Consider the following 24618-nt stretch of genomic DNA (forward strand, 5'->3'; position numbering starts at 1 on the left):
GGTGCTGCATCCGGCACCATGGGCGGGTTGTTCGGCGTGGGCGGGGCAGTGGTGGCAACGCCCGTGCTGACCAGCCTGTTTGGCACCACTCAAGTGGTCGCGCAGGGTTTGTCGTTGGCGCTCGCATTGCCAAGCACCGGCGTCACTCTGGTGACCTATGCCGTGCATCATCAAGTGGACTGGTGGGTGGGCGTACCGCTGGCAATCGGTGGACTGATGAGCATCAGTTGGGGCGTGAAGATTGCTCACGCCATGCCGGAGCGCCTGTTGCGCGCGCTGTTCTGCGGTTTCCTGGTGCTTTGTGCGGTGATGCTCGCCTTTAAAGTTTGAAGCCTTCGACGATGTGTTCGGCCAGGCATTCGGTGATCGGCGACGGATTGTGCAGATTACGCACGAGCATGATGCTGGCCTCGGGCAGCAACGGCAGGTCTTCAGCTTCACCGAGGATGCGCATGTCCGCGGTGATCAGGCTTTCCAGCTGCGCGGTGACCGCCAGGCCGGCACTGACCACCGCCATGATCGCCGACAGGCTGTCGCTGTTGTACGCCACGCGGTAATCGCGGCCTTGGGCATCGAGGGCGTTGCAGGCCCACAGGCGGCAGAAGCAATCGCTGTTGAACATGGCCAGCGGCAGCGGCGTTTGTTCGTGGGCGCTGTAGCATTGCGCTTCGGCCCAGACAAAACGCTCCTTGCGCAATAACTGGCCGATTTCGCTGCCCGGTTCGCGGGTGACGATGGACAGGTCCAGGTCCTGGCGCATCAGCAATTGTTTTGATGATTCGCAATGCACTTCGATCTGGATCAGCGGATAGGACTGGGCAAACCGCCGCAGGATGCCCGGGAGGAAACGCATCACATAATCGTCTGGCGTACCAATGCGCACGGTGCCGATCATGTCTGGCTCGCGCAGGGTGTTGAAGACTTCGCTGTGCAACTTGAGGATGCGCCGCGCATACCCCAGCAGCACCTGGCCCTCGGCGGTGAGCCGCACTTGACGGCCGTCGCGCTGGAACAACTGGCGCTGCAGCACGTCTTCCTCCAGCCGTTTCATCTGCATGCTGACGGCCGACTGGGTGCGATGGACCAATTCACCGGCGCGGGTAAAGCCGCCCTGGTCGGCAATCGCGACAAAGGTGCGCAACACTTCGGTATCGATCGTCGGGTAGCTCGACATACATCAATCTCCGAGATGATTGCCATCAGAAACATTTGTTGGATTGATCTTAGACCCGGCGCGAGACTGGAGCCATCCAAACGGAGGGCAACAAGATGAAAGGTCAACATGAGTTCCAAGGCACAGAACACCATTCGGTTCACCTGATATCCGATCTGCTGCACAAGATCAGCCGCTGGTACGAGTTGCATCGTGAGCGCGAACTGCTGGCAAGCCTGAGCGACGAGGCATTGAAGGACATTGGCATGAGCCGGGCGGATGTCGAGCACGAGTCGATCAAGCCGTTCTGGAACGACCCGATGCATAAATGAACCCGATCAATAAATGATGAGAACGACGCTACACAAACCCCTTACCGGTGAGGTAGGTTGCGAGCAGACAAGGAGATGCTCATGCCCGCAACGTTGTCCTTTACCCTCAAACAGGCTCGGCGTCTGGCACTGGCCGCCCAAGGGTTCAACGGGCGCCAGCCGCCAGCGGCGATCAAGTCTGCCCAGCTCAACCGCCTGATCGAACGGCTGGGTCTCCTGCAAATCGATTCGGTCAACGCCGTGGTGCGCTCGCACTACCTGCCGCTGTTTTCCCGTCTGGGTTCCTATTCTTCTGACTTGCTCGACCAGGCTGCCTGGAGTTCGGGGCGACGTCGCACGCTGTTTGAATATTGGGGCCACGAAGCGTCGTTACTGCCGATGTCGATGTACCCGCTGATGCGCTGGCGCATGCAGCGTGCCACGCGTGGCGAAGGCATTTATCAACAACTGGCGCGTTTCGGTCGTGAACAGCAAGACACCATTCGCCGGGTATTGGCCTCGGTTGAAGAACTGGGCGCGTTGGGCGCCGGCAGCCTGTCGTCCCGTCAGGAACGGGCCGGGCCATGGTGGGACTGGAGTGCGGAAAAGCACGCGCTGGAATGGTTGTTTGCCGCCGGCGAAGTGACCGTGGCTGGCCGGCGCGGATTCGAGCGGCTTTATGACTTGCCGGAGCGAGTCATTCCTTCACAGGTTCTGGCGCTGCCGTTGCTCACTGAAGCCGAGGCCCTGCGTGGCTTGCTGGTGCATGCCGCGACAGCCTTGGGCGTGGGCACCGAAAAAGACTTGCGCGACTACTTCCGCCTGAACCCCGGCGACAGCCGCCCGCGTCTGGCTGAATTGGTCGAGGCGGGCGAGTTGCTCACCTGCGAAGTCCAGGGCTGGAAGCAACCGGCCTATTGCCTGCCCGAGCCCAAGGTGCCGCGCAGGGTCGAGGCCAGTGCACTGCTTTCACCGTTCGATTCGCTGATCTGGGAGCGCAGCCGCACCGAGCGTCTGTTCGATTTTCGCTATCGGCTGGAGATTTACACACCGCAGGAAAAACGGGTCTACGGCTATTACGTCTTGCCGTTTTTGCACAACGAGCGGATTGCCGCGCGAGTCGATTTGCGCGCCGAACGGGCGGCAGGGCGGCTGGCAGTGCATGCGGTGCATGAGGAAGAGGCGGGGCTGGATGACGAAGGGATGCTGGCGTTGGCGGTGAATCTGCGGCGGATGGCGGACTGGTTGGGGCTGGAGCGGGTGCAGTTGAATTGCCCAAGGGCGAGTGCGGATCGGTTGCGGGTGGCATTAGCGCAGATTGAGGGTGACTGAGCTGACGCCATCGCTGGCAAGCCAGCTCCCACAATGACCGCGCCATTCACAAATTATGTGTACAACGCTATCCCTGTGGGAGCGGCGGTGCGACGATTCGACTTGCCCGCTATGGCTGCCTGTCAGGCAACCAAAGATTTAATGACTCACCGCCTAACTTGCTTCAAGGTCTCTGCAATCAAGAACGCCAGTTCCAGCGACTGATCGGCATTCATCCGCGGGTCGCAGTGGGTGTGATATCGATCCGACAACCCGTCTTCGGTAATCGGCCGCGCGCCACCGATGCACTCGGTGACATTCTGCCCGGTCATCTCGATGTGGATACCACCGGCGTAGGAACCTTCCGCCTCGTGCACCTGGAAGAACTGCTTCACCTCACCCAGAATCTGGGCAAAGTCGCGGGTCTTGTAGCCGCTGCTGGCCTTGATGGTGTTGCCGTGCATCGGGTCGGAACTCCACAGTACTTGCTTGCCTTCACGCTGCACCGCACGAATCAGCTGCGGCAAGTGATCGCCGACCTTGTTCGCGCCCATCCGGGCGATCAGGTTCAGGCGACCGGGGTCGTTGTCCGGGTTAAGCACATCGATCAGGCGGATCAGGTCGTCAGGATTCATGCTCGGGCCGACTTTGACCCCGATCGGGTTGTTCACTCCGCGCAGGAATTCGACGTGGGCGCCGTCGAGCTGGCGGGTGCGGTCGCCGATCCACAGCATGTGCGCCGAGCAATCGTAGTAATCGTTGGTCAGGCTGTCGCGCCGCACGAAGGCTTCTTCGTAGTTCAGCAGCAGCGCTTCGTGGGCGGTGAAGAAGCTGGTTTCGCGCAGTTGCGGCGAGCTGTCCATGCCGCAGGCACGCATGAAGGCCAGGGTTTCATCGATGCGGTCGGCGAGGTGGCTGTACTTTTCCGCCAGGGCCGAATTGGCGATGAAGTCCAGGTTCCACTTGTGCACCTGATGCAGATCGGCAAACCCGCCCTGAGCGAAGGCGCGCAAAAGGTTCAGGGTGGCGGTGGACTGGTGATAGGACTGGAGCAGGCGTTCCGGGTCCGGCACACGGCTTTTTTCGTCGAAACCGATGCCGTTGACGATGTCGCCACGGTAGGCCGGCAGGGTGATGCCGTCGATGGTCTCGTCGTTGGCTGAACGCGGTTTGGCGAATTGCCCGGCCATGCGTCCAACCTTGACCACCGGGCAGCCGGCCGCGAAGGTCATGACAATTGCCATTTGCAGCAACACTTTGAACGTATCGCGAATTTTTGCGGCGGAGAACTCGGCGAAGCTTTCGGCGCAATCGCCGCCCTGCAACAGAAACGCGCGGCCCTGGGTCACTTCGGCAAACTGACGACGCAATTCCCGCGCTTCGCCGGCAAACACCAGCGGTGGATAGCTGGCCAGCGTTTGCTCGACCTGCTGCAAATGCGCAGCGTCGGGATATTGAGGTTGTTGCTGGATCGGCAAGGCGCGCCAGCTGTCAGGGCTCCAGGGTTGGCTCATCATCATCTCTAGTGTTTTACGCTCGGGCGTCCATGTTATCAGCAATTAGTGCGTGACCTGTTCCCGTCGCTTCGCGGACAATCGCGCCTTTGCCGCTTCATGTTGCGGTGTGTTGCGTTGCCGGGCCTGGCAGCGATCGGGAGACGAAATGACTGAGGAGCGCGTCGAGCATTTGCTCGCCGAGGTGCAGGACGAATTTGGTGTGATTCGTGTGCTGGAAGTGGCTGATTACCGTTTTCTCGAATTCGGCGATGCCATCGAGCAAAGCTGCGTGTTCACCGCCGACCCGAGCTGGCTCGAATATGACTACACCCGGGCGATGCTGATTGGCGCGCTGTGCCACGAACAGCCGGAATCGGCATTGTTCCTCGGCCTCGGTGCAGGCACATTGACCCAGGCTTGCCTCAAATTCCTGCCGCTGGACGACGTCGAAGCCATTGAGTTGCGCCCGGATGTGCCGCGCCTGGCCATCGAATATTTGGGGCTGGATGACGATCCGCGTCTTTACATCCGTGTGGGTGATGCGCTGGAGTTGCTCGACACCGCCGAGCCCGCGGACCTGATTTTCGTTGATCTTTACACCGACGTAGGCCCGGGAGCCGGACACTTGGCGTGGACTTTCCTGGAAAACTGCCAGAAACGCCTCAACCCGGGTGGCTGGCTGGTGATCAATCAATGGGCCACCGATGATGGCAAGCCGTTGGGCGCCGCGTTGCTGCGCGGGCTCTATCATCGGCATTACTGGGAGCTGCCGGTGAAGGAGGGCAATGTGATTCTGATCGTGCCGTCTGACCTGGATCAGGAGCTGGATATGGAAGGCCTGGTATCCCGGGCCGAAGGGCTGGCGCCGCGGTTGGGGTATTCGTTGCAGTCGTTGATCAAGGCGATTCGCCCGGCGACATGATTCGGTGCCCGTGAGGGCCTCATCGCGGGCAAGCCATGCTCCCACAGTTTTCGTGTCCTTGCGGATGAAACAAAACCTGTAGGAGCAAGGCTTGCCCGCGATAGCGATCTTTATTTCGACGCAAATCTCAGCAGCCTTTGAAGATGCCGGGCCGCCGCTCCACCAGCGACCGCACCCCCTCCTGGGCATCCTCGCTGCTCAGCAACTTTTTCACCAGCGCCGGCAACCCGTGCGCAGCGGCGGTTTCCCCTTCGTAACGCGCCTGTCGCGCCGACATCAACGTCGCCTGCACACCCAGAGGTGCCTGTCGGGCAATCCGTTCAGCCAATTCAATGGCCCTTGGTAACAAATCCTCGCTGGCCATCACTTCCTGTACCAGGCCCAAGTGCAGCGCATCGTGAGCATCGAACTCGTCGCCGGTCAGCATCCAGCGCATTGCATTGCCCCAACCGGCGACCTGATGCAGGCGCAATGTGGCGCCGCCGAAGGGAAAGATCCCGCGCTGCACTTCCATTTGCGCGAAGCGCGTGTTGCTGGCGCACAGGTTGATATCGGCGGCCAGCATCAACTCGATGCCGATGGTCAGGCAGTAACCCTGCGCGGCGACGATTACCGGTTTGCTGACCCGGGGGCCGGCAAATACGCCCCACGGATCGCAGCCGCCAGACGGAGCCTGCCAGCCTTCGGTCAGCGCAGCGCTGGCGTTGACCAGATCCAGCCCGGCGGTGAAGTGCTCGCCGTGACCGAATACCACCGCAACCCGCGCATCGCTGTCCGCTTCGAACTCACCATAGGCAAGGCTCAGCTCGTTGAGCAGGTCAAGGTCGAAAGCATTGCGCTTGGCTACCCGATCCAGGCCGATCAACAGGACATGACCGCGCTTTTCACGGCTCACACGGCGGGTGTCGAGCTCTTTCATGGTGCATATCCTCGGGCGGGAAGGGGAGTCAGACCGGCGGTCCGGGTCTTCAAGATGAACCGTTTTAGCGCCATCGCCCGCTGGGCCGGGCCTTTGAAAAATAGACGCTTGCACGATTATCCGCAAAGCCTGTGACAGAACGCCGTATGCGGGAGTTTTGCGATAAAAAAAGCTCCCTTTTTCGGCAAATTCCGGTATAGTGCGCGCCGGCCTTTAGCCGGGCCGCGTTTAGGTAGAGCAATTCCCCGAAGTCAGCTTCGGCTGCACGTCCGTACTGCGGACTCTCCCTTGACGATTCTTTTCATTCATTCGTTTTCGCAAATCCCCGCCGACAAAGCTGCCAGGGCGACTCTTGAGTCTCAACACGGCATGCGCAGCTTTGGAGCATGGGTCTTTGCGGATGCACTTAGAGGCAGACCCATGACCCAGGAAATCGGCGGCTTCGCCGCTCTTGAACTTCATCCCAATATTGTCGCTGCAGTAGTCGCTACCGGCTATGAAGAGCCTTCGGCCATTCAGCAGCAGTCGATCCCGATCATTCTCGCCGGTCACGATATGATTGGTCAGGCGCAAACCGGTACCGGTAAAACCGCTGCCTTTGCCCTGCCTATCCTGCACCGCATTGATCCGTCCAAGCGCGAGCCGCAAGCTCTGATCCTGGCCCCAACTCGTGAGTTGGCGCTACAAGTTGCAACCGCTTTCGAAACCTACGCCAAGCAAATGCCGGGCGTAACTGTTGTGGCTGTCTACGGCGGCGCGCCGATGGGCCCACAATTGAAAGCAATCCGTAATGGCGCACAGATTGTTGTCGCCACACCGGGCCGTCTGTGCGACCACCTGCGTCGCGACGAAAAAGTTCTGGCGACCGTGAACCACCTGGTTCTCGACGAAGCAGACGAAATGCTCAAACTGGGCTTCATGGATGACCTGGAAGTTATCTTCAAGGCCATGCCGGAAACCCGTCAGACCGTATTGTTCTCGGCCACCCTGCCGCAATCGATCCGTGCCATCGCTGAGCGCCACCTGCGCGATCCGAAGCACGTGAAGATCCAGAGCAAGACCCAGACCGTTACCGCGATCGAACAGGCTCACCTGTTGGTTCACGCTGACCAGAAGACTTCTGCCGTTCTCAGCTTGCTGGAAGTGGAAGATTTCGACGCCCTGATCATGTTCGTGCGCACCAAGCAAGCGACCCTGGACCTGGCCAGTGCCCTGGAAGCCAAAGGCTACAAAGCCGCTGCGCTGAACGGTGACATCGCCCAGAACCAGCGTGAGCGCGTGATCGACTCCCTCAAGGATGGCCGCCTGGACATCGTTGTGGCGACCGACGTTGCTGCCCGTGGCCTGGACGTTCCGCGCATCACTCACGTATTCAACGTTGACATGCCGTACGATCCGGAATCCTACGTTCACCGTATCGGCCGTACCGGCCGTGCCGGTCGCGAAGGTCGTGCACTGCTGCTGGTGACTCCACGTGAGCGCCGCATGCTGCAAGTGATCGAGCGTGTAACCGGTCAGAAAGTCGCTGAAGTTCGCCTGCCGGACGCTCAAGCCGTTCTGGATGCGCGCATCAAGAAACTGACCAACAGCCTGTCGCCGCTGGTGGCTGATGCCGAATCGACCCACGGTGATCTGCTCGATCGCCTGACCGCCGACATCGGTTGCAGTCCGCGTGCCCTGGCCGCAGCCCTGCTGCGCAAGGCTACCAACGGTCAAGCGCTGAACCTGGCCGCTATCGAGAAAGAGCGTCCACTGGTGCCGAACAACGCGCCACGTGGCGATCGTCCGGAGCGTTCCGGTGATCGTCCTGAGCGTGGTGATCGTGAGCGTCGCGCTCCGATGCCATTGGGTGAAGGTCGTGCCCGTTGCCGTACCGCGCTGGGTGCGCGTGACGGTATCGCTGCCAAGAACCTGCTGGGCGCTATCCTCAACGAAGGTGGCCTGGCGCGTGAAGCGATCGGTCGCATTCAGGTGCGTGACAGCTTCAGCCTCGTCGAGCTGCCGGAAGATGGTCTGGAGAAGTTGCTGACCAAGCTGAAGGACACTCGCGTTGCCGGTAAGCAGTTGAAGCTGCGTCGCTATCGCGAAGATTGATCCGCCTTTGGGCTGATTGATCGAACATGAAAAATCCCCGACTGGTTCGGGGATTTTTTTTGCCTTTGAAAAAGATCGCAGGTCAGCCGAAGCGATAGATGTCCATGCCCAGCGCACCCATGGTGAATCCCTTGTGCGCAACACTGAAATCACCTCCGGCACTGCGGGCAAAGTACAGCGGCAGCAAGTGCTCATCGCTCGGATGGTTGCGTACGGCATGCGGTGCCTGCGCGCGATAGTCATGCAGCGCGGCCTCATCGTTGGCGGCAAGTTTCTCGATCATCCAGTCGCGGAACGCTTGTGCCCAGGGTTCAACGCTTTCCGGGCCGGCATGCCAATCCAGTTCCCGCAGGTTGTGGGTAATGCTGCCGGAGCCGATCAGCAATACGCCGTGCTCGCGCAGGCTGGCCAGGGCATGGCCGACGCGGGTTTGCAGGGCAGGGCCGCCACGGGTGGGCAGCGACACCTGAACGATCGGGATGTCCGCCTGTGGATACATCAACGACAAAGGTACCCATACGCCATGGTCGAAGGGGCGCTGGGGATCGATGCGTGCCGGAAGGTCGCTGGCCTTCAACTGCTCGACAACTTCGGCGGCCAGTTGGGGGTCACCAGGCGCCGGGTATTGCACTTCGAACAGGGCTTTGGGGAAACCACCGAAATCGTGCCAGGTGTCAGGTTGCGGATTGCCGCTGACCAGCAGCTCGTTGCTTTCCCAGTGTGCAGAAACAATCACGATGGCTTTTGGCTTCGGCATTTCAGCTGCCAGGCGAGCGAGGGCCGGCCCACTGGCGCCGGGTTCCAGGGCTAGCATCGGGGAGCCATGGGAGATGTACAGGCTGGGGAACATGTTTAAGCTCCAGAGAGTAAGATGGCGCCATCTTCAATCAGATCATTGATCTAAATCTAATATAAGTTTTAGGGTGTTTTGATCGAATTTTCGGGGTTATCTATGCAGCCGGAGTTTTGGCACAAGAAGTGGGCGGCAAACCAGATCGGCTTTCATCTGCCGCGGGTGAACCCGTATCTGCAACGGTTCTGGCCGTCGTTAGGGCTGGAGGAGGGGGCTCGTGTGCTGGTTCCCTTGTGCGGAAAAAGTCTGGACCTGCTTTGGCTTGCCCATCAGGGGCATGAGGTTCTGGGGATCGAATTGTCGGAGAAGGCCGTGGAGGATTTCTTCAGCGAACACGGCTTTGATCCTGCCGTCAGCGAGCAAGGGCCTTTCAAGGTTTATCGGGCAGGTTCGATAGAGTTGTGGTGCGGTGATTTCTTTGCGCTGACTGCCGGTGATGTGGCCGATTGTTCTGCGCTCTATGACCGTGCCGCATTGATCGCGTTACCCCAGGCAATGCGTGAGGAATATGCGGATCATTTGAAGCGGATATTGCCCAAAGAATCCCTGGGGCTACTGATCACTCTGGACTATGACCAGACGCAGATGCCTGGTCCGCCGTTTGCCGTTGTCGATGATGAAGTGCAGCGGCTGTTTGGCGATTCGTGGGCGCTGAAGATCCTGGAAGATCAGGATGTGCTGAGTGAGAGCGGGAAATTTCTGGAGGCGGGTGTTACTCGGCTTGAAGAGCGGGTTTATCGGGTTTCCATTCAATAAAAGGTGTGTTGTCTGTACTGGCCCTTTCGCGGGCGAGCCTCGCTCCTGCAAGGGGCGGATCTTCTGTAGGAGCGAGGCTTGCCCGCGAAGAGGCCCTGAAGAACACCGCATCAATCAGCAGACAAAAAAAGGCCCGCATCTCTGCGGGCCTTCCTGTTTATTGCGTTGCCACTTAGCCCCGACGACGAGCCAGAGCGTCGATACGCTCTTCCAGCGGCGGGTGGCTCATGAACATGCGGGCGAAGCCCTGTTTGATGCCACCGTTGATGCCGAAGGCGTTCAGGGTGTCGGGCATGTGCACCGGCAGGCCTTGTTCGGCGCGCAGGCGTTGCAGGGCGCCGATCATCGCGGCGGTGCCGGCCAGGTTGGCGCCGGCTTCGTCAGCGCGGAATTCGCGTTTGCGCGAGAACCACATGACGATGGCGCTGGCCAGGATGCCCAGAACCAGTTCGGCGAAGATGGTTGCCACGTAGTAGGCAATACCCTGGCCTTCTTCATTCTTGAAGATCACCTTGTCGACAAAGTTGCCGATGATCCGCGCGAAGAACATCACGAAGGTGTTCACGACGCCCTGGATCAACGCAAGTGTGACCATGTCGCCGTTAGCCACGTGGCCGATTTCGTGGGCGAGAACGGCTTTCACTTCATCCGGCGAAAAACGTTCGAGCAAGCCCTGGCTGACCGCTACCAGTGCATCGTTCTTGTTCCAGCCGGTAGCGAAGGCGTTCGCCTCGTAGGCCGGGAAAATCCCGACTTCGGGCATCTTGATCCCGGCTTCGCGGGACAGTTGCTCGACTGTTTGCAGCAGCCATTGCTCGTGACGCGTGCGTGGCTGGGTGATGATCTGGGTGCTGGTGCTCATCTTCGCCATCCACTTGGAGATGAACAGCGAGAACAGGGAACCGGCGAAACCAAAGACCGCACAGAAAATCAGCAGCTGATTGAGGTTGAGATCAACCCCGTTGGCCGCCATGAACCCGTTGAAGCCGAAAAGGCTCAGGGTGATGCTGGCAATCAGCACGACCGCCAGGTTAGTGGCCAAAAACAGCAGGATGCGCATCATGGTTGTAGAAATCTCCTTATGCTAAAAATGTAGCGTACTGCGGGGTATATAAGGTGCTGCACCGGGGTATTCAACCGGGTGACTATTTCAAACTGTGTCCTACGGTAAAAGCTTAGCTGCTTGCAGGGCATTTCCGACATTGATGCAGGAAGTGTTTGTAGGCCGGCAGGTCTCATTTGCCCCGTCGGCGTTGGACCGGAGCAGGCGCCGCAGTATTGATCAAGGCTAGAAGTGTCAGTGCTCGACTGGGTGCAAACATATGTTGCTGAATGAATCACCGTGCGACTCTGCAAGCGCCGTCGCACGGTAAACCGGTCATTTACTGTCGATAGGACTTGAGGAAATTGCCGATGCGGCCGATGGCCATGTCCAGGTCATCGACGCGAGGCAGTGTCACGACGCGGAAGTGGTCCGGCCACGGCCAGTTGAACGCAGTGCCCTGAACCACCAACAGCTTCTCGGAGAGCAGCAGGTCGAGGACGAATTTTTCGTCGTTGTGGATCGGGCAGACTTTTGGGTCGATCCGCGGGAAGGCATACAGAGCGCCCATCGGCTTGACGCAACTCACGCCCGGGATGTCGTTGAGCAGTTCCCATGTGCGGTTGCGCTGCTCCAACAGACGACCCGGCGGCAGCACCAGGTCGTTGATGCTCTGATAGCCACCCAACGCGGTCTGGATCGCGTGCTGGCTCGGCACGTTGGCACACAGGCGCATGTTGGCCAGCATGTCGATGCCTTCGATGTAGCTCTGGGCATGGTGCTTGGGCCCGGAAATGGCGATCCAGCCGGAGCGGAAACCGGCAACCCGATAGGATTTGGACAGGCCGTTGAAGGTCAGGCACAGCAGGTCCGGCGCCAGGGATGCGGTGCACACGTGCACGGCGTCGTCGTAGAGGATCTTGTCGTAGATCTCGTCGGAGAACACCACCAGGTTGTGCTGGCGGGCCAGTTCCAGCATGCCCAGCAGGACTTCCCTGGAGTACACCGCACCGGTCGGGTTGTTCGGGTTGATAATCACCAGGGCTTTGGTGTTCGGGGTGATCTTGGCCTTGATGTCGGCCAGGTCCGGCCACCAGTTGGCCTGCTCGTCACACAGATAATGCACCGGGTTGCCGCCCGACAGGCTCACGGCGGCAGTCCACAGCGGATAGTCGGGAGCCGGCACCAGCACTTCATCGCCGTTGTTGAGCAGGGCCTGCATCGACATCACGATGAGCTCGGAAACGCCGTTGCCCAGGTAAATGTCTTCGATGCCGACGCCTTCCACCTGCTTTTGCTGGTAGTACTGCATCACGGCTTTGCGCGCGCTGAACAGGCCTTTGGAGTCGCTGTAGCCCTGGGCGGTCGGCAAGTTGCGGATGACGTCCTGGAGAATTTCATCCGGCGCTTCGAAACCAAAGGGCGCCGGGTTGCCGATGTTCAGCTTGAGGATGCGATGGCCTTCCTCTTCCAGGCGTTTGGCGTGCTTGAGCACTGGGCCGCGAATGTCGTAGCAGACGTTGGCGAGCTTGTTCGATTTGCTGACCTGCATGGCGATGTGTTCCCGAAAATGAACGATCCAGGCGGCGTATGAACAACCGTACTGGGAATCCTGCGTAATCACACAGGCCTGACGCCTTGGAGGCTGCACCCATAAATCTGTTTGAATGCGCGTGGTCTGGCTGCCAGACTGGCGTTTGACGAGGCGCAATCATACGTGCCGCCCGATCCGTGGAAAAGGTACAGATCGGGCTTTTTCAGCCGCCGAGGTGTGATGATGGAAAAGTTGGAAAAAACCCTGGAAGAATGGAAAGCCATGCTCGATCCTGAGCAGTACAACGTATGCCGGCTCAAGGGCACGGAGCGGCCGTTTTCCGGCAAATACAACGACAGCAAGGTCGACGGTATCTACCACTGCATCTGCTGTAACGAGCCGTTGTTCGATTCCACAACCAAATTCGATTCCGGCTGCGGCTGGCCAAGTTTCTATGCACCGATCGGCGACAGTGCCATGACGGAAATCCGCGATGTCAGCCACGGCATGATCCGCACTGAAGTGGTCTGCGCCAAATGCGATGCGCACCTGGGCCACGTGTTTCCTGACGGACCACCGCCGACCGGGCTGCGGTACTGCATCAACTCGGTGTGCCTGGACCTGGTACCACGGGGATAACACTTATCCCGTAGGAGCAAGGCTTGCCCGCGATGGCGATCTCAAGGACGCCATCGCGGGCAAGCCTTGCTCCTACAGTAGCGTGGCGTCCGGTAATTTAAATTGCACACAATTCAATTGCACTCTATTTTGTATCCCTCATCTCTTCCAGAGCGCAAATCATGAGCGACAATCTGCTGAACATTCCTTGCACCACGATCAAGGGCGAGCAAAAGACTCTGGCGGATTTCGCTGGCAAGGCCGTGCTGGTGGTCAACACGGCCAGCAAGTGCGGTTTCACGCCACAGTACAAAGGCCTCGAGGAACTGTGGCAGACCTACAAGGATCAAGGCCTGGTAGTGCTCGGCTTTCCCTGCAATCAATTCGGCAAGCAAGAGCCCGGAAACGAAGGCGCGATCAGTGAGTTTTGCGAGCTGAACTACGGTGTCAGTTTCCCGCTGTTCAAAAAGATTGAAGTCAACGGCGCGGGTGCCCATCCGCTGTTCGTGCAGTTGAAGCAGCGTGCGCCCGGCGTGCTCGGCTCCCAAGGCATCAAATGGAATTTCACCAAGTTCCTGATCGGCAAGGACGGCCAGTTGGTCAAGCGTTTTGCCCCTGCCACCAAGCCGCAGGATCTGAGCCGCGAGATCGAAGCCCTGCTCAAATGAACAGCGTGTCAGTCGACTCCCTGAATCTCGACAGTCAACTGTGCTTCAAGCTGTATGCCGCTTCCCGCGCGGTGATTCGTGCCTACAAGCCGATGCTCGATCAACTGGGGCTGACGTACCCGCAGTACCTGGCCATGCTGGTGTTGTGGGAATGGCAAGAGACCGCCCCGGAGCAACCGACCGTCAAGGCATTGGGCGAGCGTCTGGCGCTGGATTCCGGCACGCTGACGCCGTTGCTCAAGCGATTGGAGCAACTGCAACTGGTTCAGCGCCAACGCTCGGCGCGCGATGAGCGCGAGGTGCACCTGAGCCTGTCGCCCGCCGGTACGGCATTGCGCGATCAAGTCGGACCGCTCAAGGCTCGGTTGTTATGCGACAGCGGCGTGGACCTCAATCGCCTGAATGACTTGCGCCAGGGGCTGGACCATCTTTTGGGGCAGATCAGGGCTCTGTCGTAACGGGAACCCACAGGTCCAGCAGTGAGGCCAGTTCTTCGCGGCGGAAGGGTTTGGCCAGGTAGTCGCTCATGCCCGCCGCGCGGCATCGTTCGCGTTCCTCCGACATGGCGTTGGCGGTCAGGGCGACGATCGGCAGTTCCGGCCATCGTCCGCTACGACGGATTTGCCGACTGGCTTCATAGCCGTCCATCACTGGCATGTTGCAGTCCATCAGCACCAGATCGAATTCATCATTCTCCAGCCGGTCGAGCGCCTCGGCTCCGTGAGCGGCGACCGTTACGTCACAGCCGAGTTTGCCGAGCATGCCTTTGGCCACCAATTGATTGACCGGGTTGTCCTCGACCAACAGCACCCGTGCCCGGCGCTGCGGGCTGAGGATATCCACCGGCGTATCGCTGACGGTGCTGATTTGCGGTTGCAGGATTCGTCGCAAGGTCTGGTGCAGAGCGTTGCGTGCCAGGGGCCGCGCTTGCTGCTGCAAGGGGGCGAGGGCGTTGACTTGCTCTCCGGGCATGAAATTGCCGTAAGCGGTCACCAGCAGAATTGGCGCGGTGAAAGTCGGGCGCAGGTTGAACAGGCATTCGGGGCAATCGGTGATCAGCACATCAGGATTCAAACCTAGAAGGGATTCATCAATGGCGCGTTGCTGGTATTCCAGCCCCCAACCCGGCAGCAGGCTGCCCAGCAGTTCGGCCAAGCCACTGCTTGCGGCGGTAATGGCGACGACCTTGCCCTGCAATGGCAGCGGCGGCAGGGCTCGCGTGTGGCGAGGCAACGGCAATTCTGCGCAGAACTGACTGCCGAAACCTGCTTCTGAGCTGATGGTCAGGCGCCCGTGCATCGCTTCACAGAGGTTGTAGGTCAGGGCCAGCCCCAACCCGGTGCCGCCGAACTGCCGGGTAATACCGGCGCCGGCCTGGGTGAAGGGCTGGAAGATTTTGACCTGGGCATCCTGGGGAATACCGATGCCGGTGTCACAAACCTCGATTCGTACGCCATCGCCGTCGCCGATGCTCGACAGACGGACGTCGACCCTGCCGAAACGGGTAAATTTGAGGGCGTTGGAGAGCAGGTTGCTGACGATTTGCCTGACCCGCGTCGGATCGCCGAGCACCAGCGCCGGGAAGTGCGGGTCGATCAGGCAAGTCAGCTCGACACTCGGTGCGGCGTTTTGCGACAACAGGTTGGCCGTGTCTTCGACCAATGAGCCAAGGTCGAACGGGATGTTTTCGAGTTCAAGCTGACCGGCATCGAACTTCGACAGATCGAGAATATCGTTGAGCAATTCCACCAGAACTTTGCCCGAGTCGTGAGCAATCGACAGCTGTTGCTGTTGTTCGGCAGTCAATGGCCCATCGAGCGATAGCGCAATCATGCCCAACAGACCATTGAGCGGCGTACGGATTTCGTGGCTCATGTTGGCCAGGAATACCGAGCGTGCTTCGGCCATGTCCAGCGCCGTACTGCGAGCCAGTTCCAGTTCCTGATTGGACTGACTGAGCCGGGTGTTGATTGCCTTGAGCTCCGCTGTGCGCGCCGAGACGATGTTTTCCAGTTGGCCGAGGTAATCGGTCAGGCGGTTTTCGGCGTTGCGCCGCTGCTGGATTTCAGTGGTGACGTTCTCGAATTGTTGGTTGGCGACTTTCACCAGCACGCCGATTTCATCGTTGGCGTGCCCTGCCGGACATTCCAGAGGCGTGGGTTCCCCGCTGCGTGAATCCCGGCTACTGAGTTCGTGAATCAGCCGCACCAGAGGTTTGGTCAACATTACATAGAACAGTGTCAGCAGAATGCCGGTCAGGATCAGGCTGCGGGCGAAGCCGTTGAGCAGCGTCACCTCGGCCCGACGCAGGAAGCGATAGCCGAACGAATAAGTGTCGACGTCCAGTTTTAGTGTGCCAAGGGATTCGTTGGGCAGGTGGTCCAGATAGAGGCGGTCTTCGAATTGTCGTTCGGCACCGAACAACAGGTCGCTGATCATGCGATAGCCACTTTGCTGGCCGGGGCGCTTGACGTCGGCCAGCACGTTGCCGTTGTTATCGATCAGTCTGGCTCCGATGATTGCCGGAGAACGCAGCAGGCCCAGTGTCAGTTCCTGAGCGAGTTCAGCGTCGATGTTATAGGCGATGCGCGAGGCGGGATTGTGGCTGATTTCCAGCAAAGACAGTATTTCGCGGTTGATGGAGGCGTCTTCACTGGCATAATCGATGCCTATTTGCAGCAGGCTGAGCAGCATGCCCAAAATGAAACCAACCAGCACGGTAAGCCGGGCTTGCTTGTAGGACAGCCGGTTGGTGAACTTGATATCCATGGGGTGCTGAACCACTTCCGTTTCCCTTCGCTGCTCAAGCATAGTCGATCATGCATGTATACCGATGTTCTCGCGACCCCGTGTACCGGGGTGATCGCTCATTGAACGCTAAGTTTCGTCGATGTATCACCATCATTACCGTGAACGTGCCCGAGGAAAAGACGTGGACTCCCGATTGAATGCTTTTCTTGAACGTGCCGACGCCGTTCTGGCTCGAATCGAACCGTTGCTGCCTGCACCTCGGCAAGCCATAGACTGGTCCCATTGCCTGGCAGCGCGCTGGCAGCGCGAGGGACGAAGCGGGTTTTTGCTGCCACTGCAAGTCAGCCTCGACATGCGCCTGTCCGACCTGATCGGCGTTGACCGGCAACTGGAGCAACTGGGACGCAATACCCGGCAGTTCCTCGATGGCATGCCGGCCAACCACGCCTTGCTCTGGGGTTCGCGCGGTACCGGCAAGTCGTCGCTGGTGCGTGCCTTGCTGGCCGAGCATGCCAAGGGTGGATTGCGCCTGATCGAGATTGAACGCGATCACCTGGCCGACTTGCCGCGAGTGGTCGAACAGATCGCCAAATTGCCGCAACGTTTCGTGCTGTTCTGCGATGACTTGTCGTTCGAGTCGGGCGAGGGTGACTACCGCGTGCTCAAGAGCGTGCTCGACGGTTCGCTCGAACAAGCGCCGGACAATGTATTGCTGTACGCCACTTCGAACCGTCGCCACCTGGTGCCGGAGAAAGAAAGCGATAACGAAAACTGGAAACGCGTCGACGGCGAACTGCACCCCAGCGAAGCGGTGGAAGACAAGATCGCGCTGTCGGATCGCTTCGGTCTGTGGCTGTCGTTTTATCCGTTTACCCAAGAGCACTATCTCGACGTCGTCGAACACTGGATCGGCCAACTGGCGGACAAGGCCGGCCTCAAGTGGCAACGGGACGAAGCGCTGGACATCCTCGCCGTGCGTTGGGCCACGGGACGCGGCAATCGCAACGGTCGTTGCGCGTATCAATTTGCCCGCTATTGGGTTGGGCTGAAACTGTTGGAGCACAAGGCATGATCGATTTACAAAAAAGCGGCCAGGGCCTCGAAGGTTACGGCATGCTGCACGCGCAGCTCGAATCGTTGCTGGCGGACGAGAGGGATTTCATCGCCAACGCCGCGCAATTTTCGGCGTTTCTGTTCAATCAGCTCGATGACCTGAACTGGGCGGGCTTCTACCTCAATCGCAACGAAGAACTGGTGCTGGGCCCGTTTCAAGGGCAGATCGCTTGTGTGCGTATCCCGTTTGGCCGTGGAGTATGCGGAACGGCGGCTGCGACCTTGCAGACGCAACTGGTCGAAGACGTGCACGCCTTCCCAGGGCACATCGCTTGTGACAGTGCATCAAACAGTGAACTGGTGGTGCCGCTGATCAAGGATGGCCGACTGATCGGCGTGCTTGACCTCGACAGCCCGAAACTTTCGCGTTTCACGGCACAGGATCAGGCCGGAATCGAGCAGTTGGCCGCGATTTTCCTGCGCCTGACCGATTGCTGATCACCCCTTCAGGCCTGCCTTGATCAGCAGGCCTTGCACGTCCACCGCATCGATCTGTTGAGGGTCGAGAAAGCGTTCGGCGTAGAGCAGATAGATGCGCGCGTTGATGAACAGTCCAAACAGTTGCGGGTCGATGTGGGCGTCCCGGCACATGAATGCCATGATGCCCAGCGCTTCGCTCAAGGACTTGGCTTTCTTGTAGGGGCGGTCGGCGGCGGTCAGTGCTTCGAAAATATCGGCAATCGCCATCATTCGCGCCGGCAGGCTCATTTCCTCGCGTTTGAGCCGTTTCGGATAACCGGTGCCGTCCATTTTTTCGTGATGACCACCGGCGATTTCCGGAACGTTGCGCAGGTGTTCCGGGAAAGGCAGGTGGTTGAGCATCAGGATGGTCTGCACCATGTGATGGTTGATGATGTATCGCTCTTCGTTCGTCAGGGTGCCGCGGGTAATGCTCAGGTTGTAGAGTTCGCCGCGGTTGTACTTGAAGGGTGGCACATTGAGCTTGAAACCCGAGGGATTGTCCGGCGCTATCAGTTCAACTGCCGGGCGTTCGAACAGATGCTCGGGTTTGTCGGCCAGCAGTGATTCAATGACCGGCAGAGTCGCCGCCGGGGTGCGGGCCTGACGCCGGTTTTCTTCCCATGAAACTCCCAAGCGGTCATCCAGGGTTCGGGTCCAGGTGCGTTGAGCGATGCTGTGCAGGCGTTGCAGATCGGCTTCGGCCATGGCTTCGCCACCGAGATTGCAACGCGCGATGAACGCAAAATCCTCATCGAGCGCCGTCAGCGCTGTATCACGTAGCGCCGCCAGTTGTTGTTCGTCGCCACCCTGGGCAATGCCTCGCCAATAACCGATCCAGACATCGCGCTTGAGCACTTCGACGCGAGTGCGGATTTCGTGGATACGGTCGTTCAGGGTTTCCAGTTTCGTGGCTTTATCGACGACGTATTCCGGGGTGGTGATCTTGCCGCAATCGTGTAGCCAGGCGGCGATGTGCAGCGCCTCCCATTCATCGTCCGTGGGTTGGTAGCTGGCGAACTCCGGGGCCTGGCTGGCCGCTGCAGCCTCGGCGAGCATCAGGGTCAGTGCTGGCACGCGCTGGCAATGGCCACCGGTGTAGGGGCTTTTCGCGTCAATCGCACCGGCCAGCAGTTTGATGAAAGCGTCCAGCAACTGTTTTTGCCTGACTTGCAGTCGCTGACTCTCGATACTCACCGCGGCCGCGCCAGACACGGCCTGAAGAAACGCTATGCGATCCGGACGCAGTTTCTCCAGATCACTGCGCTCGCCGCTATCGGCCAGCAAAAACACCAGCAGCCCCACGGTTTCGTTGTGGCGATTGTGCAAGCGGATGCCAATCAGATGGACTCGCGGGCAGGCCATTGCCAGCAGTACTTTCTGCAGGTCCCCTGCCTGTTCGAAGCCCAGGTTGGTCACGACGTTGTTGGCGCCCGACAGCTGCCGCAGCCATGTCGGGCTTTGCACGTCTTGCAGTTCATGCGCCTGGATGTCGAAGGATGACAGGGGCTGAGCGACGTCGTTAATCACCAGGCCATGGGGCTCCATGCGGTCCCCGTCGCCTTCGCGCAGGTAAATCAGGCCGGCCTGGGCCTGGCCGATTTTTACCGTTTCGAACAACACCCGTTCCAGCAGCGGCGCAAAGCGGGTCTCGGCGCTCAGGCTGTCGGTGATCTGAAAAAAGCTCGCCAGCGTGTCTTTCATGCGCGCCATCGACACGCTCAGTTGGTCAATCTCCAGCACCGGGGATCGCCGGGACAGCGGAAAGTTGAAATCGAAACTGCGTATCGCGTCCGCTTCCTGCACCAGTGCACGCAGGGGTTTGACCAGGATTCTCGACGTCAGCCAGCCAAGCGGCAGGCACAGCAACAAGGTCGCCAGCGTAATCAGCGCGCCTTGCCAGCGCATGCGGTAGGCGTCAACGAGCAATTCATCTTCCGGCACCAGCATTGCCAGTTGCAGCCCTTGGGGGCCACCCTCCTGCATGCTGCTGCGGGCCACGATCCAGTTGCGACCGGCGGCACTCAGGCGGTTGCCCTGCGTCGGGTTGTTGAGCAATGCGCCAAGACTGGGGTTCAGGTCGGCCGCCTTGATCAGGCGGGCGGACTGATCGTCGATGATCAATCGACTGCTGTCGGGGTAGGCAATGGCATTGCCCTGACCATCGAAGAGCACGATTTCGGTAGCCGGCGTCACCACATGCCTGGCCAGGGTAGCGCTGAGTGCGGCCAGGGTCAGGTCGGCGCCCATCACCACATTCTCACCGCCGCGCCGGGCCAGCGTAGTGCCAATTTCGCGGGTGGAGAAAAAGATGTAGGGCTCGGTGGTGATCTGATCGTTGTCGTCGCTGGCGCTGGAGAACCAGGCACGGCTGCGGGGATCGTAATTATCGCCGGGGTTGTCCAGGCGACTGATCAACATCAGGTCTTTATCGAAAAAAAGTGATTGGGAATGAACCTGGCCGTTAGCGTCATGTTCGATGCTCCATACCTGGAATGCCGCTGTATCCGGGGCTTTGAGCAGGGCTTTCAGAGGTGCGGAGCGCAGCGGCCGCACCATGAAGAAGTCACCGTTGTCGTAGCCCAGGTACAACGAGGCGAGGTCGGAATTGTCCTGGAGTGACTGGCTGAACGGCGGGAGTAACGCCAGGCGCTGTTGCAGATCGGGAGCCTGGACTGCAGGCGCGTGCACCAGCAGGCTGAGCAAATGTCGAATCGGTTCGTAGGTCGCGTGCAGGTCCACGCGCACGTCCTGCTCAATTCGATTGAAAAGCCTCTCGCTGCTGGACAGGATGATCTGCGTGGTTTGGTGATAGTTGAAAACACCCAGCACCACCCCGGTCAGCAAAAGCAAAAAGGTGAACATCACGCTGATATGCACGTGCAACGGAAACCGACGTTGATTCGGGCGCAGTGGGCTGGGCATGCAAGTTACTCCATGATGGTTAACACACTGCTCAGCGTCCAAGCATAGTTAAGCCTCTGGCATTTCGCCTTGGTCCGTTTTGTCGATTTGCAGCAGCAATGCCTGCTCCAGTTCGAGCATCGCGTGCTCCAGTTCCGTGCAGCGCTCGGTCACTTTTTCGCGCAGCAAGCGTTCACGGCAGGCGGCTTCGAGCGCCTCGCAACAGTCGATCAGTCGGCAGGCCTGCACGATTCGCGCGGCGCCTTTGATTTTGTGGGCAATGTCCAGAAATGGTTGCGATTCGGTTGACCCGGACAGCGTCTTCAATGCCTGGCGATCCAGACGGTTACTGTTGAGCAACTCGGCCAGCAACCGCTGATTGAGCTGCGGATTTCCTCCGGTCAACTGTTGCAACGCGCGCAGGCTGAAGGCCGGTGTTACAAGAGCAGGCGCCAGGCCGTTGACCCATTGACTCAGGGCGGTCAGCGTCAGGGGCTTGAACAGGCAGTCATCCATACCGGCCTGTTTGCAGCGTTGCACTTCTTCGGGCTGCGCGTTGGCGGTAAAACCCAGCACGGTGCAGGGTGGCAATTGCAGGTGTTGTTCGTGTCGGCGAATGGCGCGCGCCAACGCGTAGCCATTCATGACCGGCATGTTGCAATCGGCGATCACCAGATCGAACCTGTCGTTTTTCCACGCCTCGAATGCTGCCTGACCATCCGCCGCAACGCGGAAACGATGGCCCAGAAACTCCAGTTGCTGACACATGAGCAAGCGGTTGGCGGCGTGATCGTCGACCACAAGGACGTGCAACGGAGCAATGGCGGTAGCGAGCGGGGTTTCAATTTTTTCCACCTGCGGCTCGCGCGGCAGCATGGGCAGGCGCAGCAACATTCGCACGTTGGTTCCTGTCCCGGGCTGACTGCTCAATTGCAGTTGGCCACCCATCATTTCGCACAGGCTGCGGCTGATCACCAGGCCCAGCCCGGCACCACCTCTGCCTGACTGGCCGGTGGCATCGGCCTGAGCGAAAGGCGCGAACAGGCGCAGTTGGTCCTCTTCACTGATTCCGATGCCGCTGTCTTCGACCTGCAACATCATGTCCACATGATCGGGTTCGGTGGCGTGCTGCAGTCGGACGACAATCCTGACCTGGCCTTGCTCGGTAAACTTGATGGCGTTGCTGACCAGGTTGGACAGCACCTGTTTGAAGCGCAGAGGATCGAGCAGAACATCCATGGGCGGATCGGCCGATTCGAATTCCAGCAGCAGTTCGAGCGCTTTCTGCCGGGCAAGCCCATCGAAGATACGCACCACCGACGCCACGATCTCTTCAGGATTGACGCGTTCAGGGCTCAGGCTCAGGTGCCCGGATTCGATGCGTGCAATGTCGAGTATGTCTCCGATCAACTCCAGCAGGTCTTTGGCCGAGTGATACGCCACATCGATTGCCGAGCGATCGGGATGGTTGTGTTCAATGCGCTTGAGTGTCAGCTCGAGCATGCCGATCACTGCATTCATCGGGGTGCGGATCTCATGGCTCATGGTCGCCAGGAATGTGCTTTTGGCCCGATTGGCTTCATCGGCGCGTTCTTTCGCCAAGCGCAGATCATCGAACAGTTGTCGCCGTTCGCTGATATCGATCCAGCCACCGATGATGCCTTGAACCTCACCACTTGAATCCCGATACGGAAGAATCCAGTGATAGATCGTCAATCGCCGGCCGCCGATGTGCAGCGCACGGTCGAGAATCAGCGGCGTGCCTTCGGTCACGACACGCTGGTAATCGGCCTGATACTCCAGGGCTTCGAACGCATTGCTCATCGAGCCCTGAATCACGCTTTTACCGATGACGTCTTCGCGTTTTGCGCAGAACGCTTGCAGATAACTGTCATTGCAACTTTGCAGCAAGCCCTGGCGGTCGCGTACGTAAATCGGGTGAGGCGTACCGTTGACCAGTGAACGCATGAATTCGAACTGATCGTTCAGGGCTCGCTCGGCCGCCTTGCGCTGGTTGATCTGGCGCCGCATGTACGCGTTCCAGGCCACGGAAATCATCAGCAATACACCGGCACCTATGACGATTTGGTAGAAGAGCCGGTGCAAGGTTCGCCAGGTGTTTTGCGTGGACTCCGAATACCCTCGCCAGCGGCTGTTGATGATGCCCAGTTCTTCCGGGGCGATGCTCAGCAATGCCTTGTTGAGGATGTCATTGAGCTCCTTGGCCTCGCGGCCGGTTGCCAGGGAAAAGGCTGCCTGCTCGGTGCCGATGGTGGTACTGATCTGCAGCGAGCGCTCGAACAGACGCGATGAAATGAAGTAGTTGGCGATCACCAACGAGTTGACCGCACCTTCGGCCAAACCTTCGGCCAGCATCTCTACGGCGCTGAATGTATCGGGCGTTTCTATGAGTTTTATCCTGGGAAAATCCTTGCGCAGATACTCCACCACCGGGTTGCCTTGGGCGACAGCCAGGCGTTTGCCTTCAAGCTGTTCAAGATTGAGCGGGCTGTCCGGGGCCTTGCGTGTCAGCAAGACGTAGGAGTTTTGCAGGTACGGGCGGCTGAAGTTCAGCAGGGTGTCGCGCTGCGCACTGGGGAGCAGGGCGGCGATCAGGTCGGCCTGGTTGTGCTTGATCCGTTCGATCATGTCGCTGTCACTGCGGCTGCGCTGAATGTCGAAGCGCAACCCGGTACGCAAGCGGATCAGCTCGAGCAAGTCCGCGGCCACGCCGCGAAAGTTGCCGGCGCTATCGAAAAACGTCAGTGGCGCGAAAGCTTCGTTGACCACCACTCGCACGACCGGATGTTGTGCCAGCCAGCGCTCCTCGCTGTAACTGAGTTCCAGTTTGTGATCGGTGAGCAGAATGTCGCTGCCGGCACTCCAGCGTTTGGCGATGTCTTCCCGGATGCTTACAGGAACCGCCATCAGCATCGCATTGATGATGCCGAGCAGTTGTGGATTGTTTTTGTTCACCGCGAAACTGAAACCGTGGGCTTCGTGTTTACCGAAGTTGGCCATGCGGATGTTGTTCAGGTAGCCCTTGTTGATCATGTAATGGGTTGAAATGGTATCGCCCAGAAACACATCGGCCTGGTCGAAGGCCACGGCGTTGATCGCATTCTGGTAGGACGGATAGGACGTGATGATTGCCTTCGGGTAAAGCGCTTTGACTTCTTCCTGCGGCAAGTAGTGATAGACCATGCTCAATCGCATGCCGGCGAGGCCATCGGTCAACGACCTGGTTTCACCTTCGCGTGTCACCAGTACCGGTTGATCCACGGCATAGGGTGCGGAAAGGACAATGTTGTCATTGTGGGCTTCAAACCCGTTGGCAGTTCCCAGAAGGTCAATTTTGCCGCTTTCCAGTGCCTCGATGGCAGCATTTCTGGTCGCAAAGCGTTGAACCCTGACCGGCAAGCCGGTGACAGTGCCAAGGATGCCTGCGTAATCGGCAGTGAAACCTTCATAATCCTGGCCGCTGAGTGTCAGGTCGAAGGGTGGATAATCCGGTGCTGACGTTCCAAGGACCAGCTCGCGTTTATGCTCGAGCCATTGCCGTTGCGTGGCATCCAGCCGGATTTCCAGGGTGCCGGCCGTGGAGCGACTCAACAGGGCATAGTTTTCAGCGCCCTGTGCCGCGAACAATGAAGTGCTCAGGCACAAGCCTGCGATCATCAGTATCAGGTAATCCGTCAGGCGGCTGGGCATGGT

General features: G+C 59.3%; 20 protein-coding genes. 11 read left to right on the forward strand and 9 right to left on the reverse strand.

Annotation, left to right across the window (positions count from 1 at the left end):
- Positions 1–330, forward strand: a 330-nt coding sequence (locus D8V06_RS09330; RefSeq protein WP_130930849.1) for a sulfite exporter TauE/SafE family protein, incomplete at its 5' end; no start/stop codon positions are given.
- Here the strand turns inward: D8V06_RS09330 and D8V06_RS09335 are convergent.
- Entirely contained in the window at positions 320–1174 is an 855-nt protein-coding gene (locus D8V06_RS09335) for a LysR substrate-binding domain-containing protein (protein WP_056856392.1), read from the reverse strand. The two genes, D8V06_RS09330 and D8V06_RS09335, sit on opposite strands and share 11 nt — an antisense overlap.
- A 95-nt stretch (positions 1175–1269) precedes the next feature.
- Between D8V06_RS09335 and D8V06_RS09340 the strand changes: the two genes are divergently transcribed.
- Both D8V06_RS09340 and D8V06_RS09345 read left to right on the forward strand, forming a co-directional pair.
- Positions 1270–1485 (forward strand): DUF1127 domain-containing protein, encoded by a 216-nt coding sequence (locus D8V06_RS09340; protein ID WP_056856391.1) that lies wholly within the window; start codon positions 1270–1272, stop codon positions 1483–1485.
- 81 nt (positions 1486–1566) lie between these two features.
- Positions 1567–2796, forward strand: a complete 1230-nt coding sequence (locus tag D8V06_RS09345) for a winged helix-turn-helix domain-containing protein (RefSeq protein WP_130930850.1) — start codon at positions 1567–1569, stop codon at positions 2794–2796.
- Between the two features lie 146 nt (positions 2797–2942).
- Here the strand turns inward: D8V06_RS09345 and D8V06_RS09350 are convergent, their stop codons facing one another.
- Positions 2943–4289, reverse strand: a complete 1347-nt coding sequence (locus D8V06_RS09350) for a 3-deoxy-7-phosphoheptulonate synthase class II (protein WP_056856389.1) — start codon at positions 4287–4289, stop codon at positions 2943–2945.
- A 148-nt stretch (positions 4290–4437) separates the two neighbouring features.
- On the opposite strand from D8V06_RS09350, the gene D8V06_RS09355 reads away from it, so the two are divergent.
- Complete coding sequence (locus D8V06_RS09355; protein ID WP_056856388.1) at positions 4438–5193, forward strand: spermidine synthase; 756 nt, start codon at positions 4438–4440, stop codon at positions 5191–5193.
- A gap of 127 nt (positions 5194–5320) precedes the next feature.
- Here the strand turns inward: D8V06_RS09355 and D8V06_RS09360 are convergent, their stop codons facing one another.
- Positions 5321–6112 (reverse strand): crotonase/enoyl-CoA hydratase family protein, encoded by a 792-nt coding sequence (locus D8V06_RS09360; RefSeq protein WP_130930851.1) that lies wholly within the window; start codon positions 6110–6112, stop codon positions 5321–5323.
- A 420-nt stretch (positions 6113–6532) separates the two neighbouring features.
- Here D8V06_RS09360 and D8V06_RS09370 point away from each other — a divergent pair, with 420 nt between their 5' ends.
- Positions 6533–8206, forward strand: coding sequence for a DEAD/DEAH box helicase (locus D8V06_RS09370; RefSeq protein WP_056856386.1), 1674 nt, complete (start codon positions 6533–6535; stop codon positions 8204–8206).
- 82 nt (positions 8207–8288) lie between these two features.
- Here the strand turns inward: D8V06_RS09370 and D8V06_RS09375 are convergent, their stop codons facing one another.
- On the reverse strand, positions 8289–9056 hold the full coding sequence (locus tag D8V06_RS09375; RefSeq protein ID WP_130930852.1) for a class III extradiol ring-cleavage dioxygenase: 768 nt from the start codon (positions 9054–9056) through the stop codon (positions 8289–8291).
- Positions 9057–9158: 102 nt separating this feature from the next.
- Between D8V06_RS09375 and D8V06_RS09380 the strand changes: the two genes are divergently transcribed.
- Positions 9159–9815, forward strand: a complete 657-nt coding sequence (locus tag D8V06_RS09380) for a thiopurine S-methyltransferase (protein ID WP_130904088.1) — start codon at positions 9159–9161, stop codon at positions 9813–9815.
- Between the two features lie 172 nt (positions 9816–9987).
- On the opposite strand, the gene htpX is transcribed toward D8V06_RS09380, so the two are convergent.
- Positions 9988–10878: a protease HtpX gene (gene htpX, locus D8V06_RS09385; protein ID WP_007973520.1), complete on the reverse strand. Its 891-nt coding sequence runs from the start codon at positions 10876–10878 to the stop codon at positions 9988–9990.
- A gap of 319 nt (positions 10879–11197) precedes the next feature.
- Positions 11198–12409 carry a pyridoxal phosphate-dependent aminotransferase gene (locus tag D8V06_RS09390; RefSeq protein WP_130930853.1) on the reverse strand — a complete coding sequence of 404 codons (1212 nt, stop codon included), beginning with the start codon at positions 12407–12409 and terminating at the stop codon, positions 11198–11200.
- A 225-nt stretch (positions 12410–12634) separates the two neighbouring features.
- Between D8V06_RS09390 and msrB the strand changes: the two genes are divergently transcribed.
- The 3 genes from msrB to D8V06_RS09405 all read left to right on the forward strand — a co-directional run bounded on the left by msrB (position 12635) and on the right by D8V06_RS09405 (position 14135).
- Entirely contained in the window at positions 12635–13030 is a 396-nt protein-coding gene (gene msrB / locus D8V06_RS09395) for a peptide-methionine (R)-S-oxide reductase MsrB (RefSeq protein ID WP_056856382.1), read from the forward strand.
- 161 nt (positions 13031–13191) lie between these two features.
- Positions 13192–13677 (forward strand): glutathione peroxidase, encoded by a 486-nt coding sequence (locus D8V06_RS09400; RefSeq protein ID WP_056856381.1) that lies wholly within the window; start codon positions 13192–13194, stop codon positions 13675–13677.
- Entirely contained in the window at positions 13674–14135 is a 462-nt protein-coding gene (locus D8V06_RS09405) for a MarR family transcriptional regulator (protein WP_056856380.1), read from the forward strand. The genes D8V06_RS09400 and D8V06_RS09405 overlap by 4 nt, the downstream gene beginning before the upstream one ends.
- Here the strand turns inward: D8V06_RS09405 and D8V06_RS09410 are convergent.
- Positions 14119–16446 carry a response regulator gene (locus D8V06_RS09410; protein WP_177434402.1) on the reverse strand — a complete coding sequence of 776 codons (2328 nt, stop codon included), beginning with the start codon at positions 16444–16446 and terminating at the stop codon, positions 14119–14121. The two genes, D8V06_RS09405 and D8V06_RS09410, sit on opposite strands and share 17 nt — an antisense overlap.
- A gap of 163 nt (positions 16447–16609) precedes the next feature.
- Between D8V06_RS09410 and D8V06_RS09415 the strand changes: the two genes are divergently transcribed.
- Together D8V06_RS09415 and D8V06_RS09420 are read left to right on the forward strand one after the other, a co-directional pair.
- Positions 16610–17500, forward strand: a complete 891-nt coding sequence (locus D8V06_RS09415) for an ATP-binding protein (RefSeq protein WP_130930854.1) — start codon at positions 16610–16612, stop codon at positions 17498–17500.
- Positions 17497–17979 (forward strand): GAF domain-containing protein, encoded by a 483-nt coding sequence (locus tag D8V06_RS09420; protein WP_056856377.1) that lies wholly within the window; start codon positions 17497–17499, stop codon positions 17977–17979. The genes D8V06_RS09415 and D8V06_RS09420 overlap by 4 nt, the downstream gene beginning before the upstream one ends.
- Here D8V06_RS09420 and D8V06_RS09425 read toward each other — a convergent pair whose 3' ends face one another.
- Both D8V06_RS09425 and D8V06_RS09430 read right to left on the reverse strand, forming a co-directional pair.
- The gene (locus tag D8V06_RS09425) at positions 17980–20925 is read right to left on the reverse strand and encodes an HD domain-containing phosphohydrolase (protein WP_130930855.1); all 2946 of its coding nucleotides are present in this window, start codon (positions 20923–20925) and stop codon (positions 17980–17982) included.
- Between the two features lie 48 nt (positions 20926–20973).
- Positions 20974–24615 (reverse strand): transporter substrate-binding domain-containing protein, encoded by a 3642-nt coding sequence (locus D8V06_RS09430; protein WP_130930856.1) that lies wholly within the window; start codon positions 24613–24615, stop codon positions 20974–20976.
- Between the last annotated feature and the right edge of the window lie 3 nt (positions 24616–24618).

Source organism: Pseudomonas sp. Sample_24, assembly GCF_004307605.1.
GTDB lineage: Bacteria > Pseudomonadota > Gammaproteobacteria > Pseudomonadales > Pseudomonadaceae > Aquipseudomonas.